This window comes from Sinomonas sp. G460-2 (assembly GCF_047759905.1).
GTDB lineage: Bacteria > Actinomycetota > Actinomycetes > Actinomycetales > Micrococcaceae > Sinomonas.
The window spans coordinates 1-1591 of record NZ_JBKZWT010000511.1; the positions used below are offsets into that span (position 1 = coordinate 1).

General features: G+C 69.0%; 2 protein-coding genes. Both read left to right on the forward strand.

Features of this window, described 5'->3' with window-relative positions:
• The coding region (gene mltG, locus ACLN58_RS21975) for an endolytic transglycosylase MltG (RefSeq protein WP_415857333.1) at nucleotides 1-1212 on the forward strand (1212 nt) is incomplete at its 5' end.
• A partial coding sequence (locus tag ACLN58_RS21980; RefSeq protein WP_415857334.1) for a shikimate dehydrogenase family protein occupies nucleotides 1209-1591 on the forward strand: 383 nt, incomplete at its 3' end. The genes mltG and ACLN58_RS21980, both read left to right, overlap by 4 nt.

Below are 1591 nucleotides of genomic sequence, written 5' to 3' on the forward strand. Positions count from 1 at the left end.
CCCGCGCTGGGCGAGGGCTTCGGGCACGAGGGCACGGCCCACGTGGGCATCGGGCCGGGCGGCACCGCGCAGGGCGGCATCGAGCACGCCATGCCGGATGACTCAACGGTCCACGAGGCGGTCTTCGCGTCGGCCGAGGTCGTCAAGGCGAAGCCCAAGTGGTCCCGCCAGTTCAAGGCCCTGCTCGCGATGGGCATCGCGCTCGTCCTCATCGTGGGCGCGAGCTTCGTGGGGGCCGCGGTTCTCCGTCCAATCCTCGGCATGGACAAGGTCACGGACTACCCGGGCCCCGGATCCGGCCAGGTGGTCGTGACGGTCCAGCCCGGCTCCGGACCCCGCGCCGTCGCGCAGGACATGCAGCAGCAGGGCGTGATTGCCGATGTCGACACGTTCCTCAAGGCGTTCGCGTCCACGAACTCGAGCCTCCACCCTGGCGACTTCACGTTCAAGAAGCAGATGAAGGCGTCCGACGCCGCGGCGATCCTCGCGCAGGACAGCGGCGGCAAGGTGATCTACTTCGCGCTCAGCGCTGGCATGCGGATCGGCGATTCGCTCGACGCCATCGCCAAGGCCTCCGGCGCCAACCGCAAGGACCTCGACGCGCTCAACACGCAGCCCGGCCAGTTCGGCCTCCCCGCGAACGCGAAGAACCTCGAGGGGTACCTCGCTCCGGGCGAGTACAAGCTGCCGGTGGGGACGTCCCCGAAGGACATCCTCGCGAAGCTCGTCACCACGACAACGGACGAGCTCAAGAAGGACGGCATCACGGACCCCGCGAAGCAGTACGAGGTCCTCACGATCGCGAGCATCGTGCAGGCCGAGGGCGGGCAGGCCGACTACGGCAACGTGGCGGGCGCTGTCTACAACCGCCTCAAGCCGAACGACCAGACCAACGGGCTCATCCAGTCTGACGCGACGGTTACGTACGGCCTCGGCACGAAGACGGTCCAGCTCACGGACGCCCAGAAGCAGGACGGAAGCAACCCGTACAACACGTACGTGCACACGGGGCTCCCGCCCGGACCGATCGGCTCGCCGGGCACGAAGGCCGTGGCCGCCGCGGCCCACCCGACGCAGAACGACTACCTGTTCTGGGTCACCGTCAATCTCGACACGGGCGAGACGAAGTTCGCGAAGACGTACGCCGAGCATCAGGGCTATGTGGCCCAGTACCAGCAGTGGTGCACGTCCAACGCCGGGAAGTGTCAGTGACCGAAGGGCGACGGGCGGCCGTTCTCGGCCACCCGATCGGCCACTCGCGCTCGCCCGCGCTGCACCGGGCGGCCTACGCACTGCTCGGCGAGGACATCGAGTACGGTTCGTTCGATCTCGTCCCGGACCAGCTCGGCGACTTCGTCGGGCGGGTTCGGGACGAGCCCGGATGGTGCGGGCTGTCCGTGACGATGCCCCTCAAGTCCGCGCTCGTGCCCCACGTCGACCGTCTCGCGGGGCACGCGATCTCCCTCGGCGCGCTCAATACGGTCGTGTTCGACCGCAGCGACGGGCTCGCGCTCGTGGGGCACAACACGGACGTCCCCGGAATCGTCGAGGCGTTCCGCCACGCGGGCGTCGAGCGTGCGGTGAGCCCCGT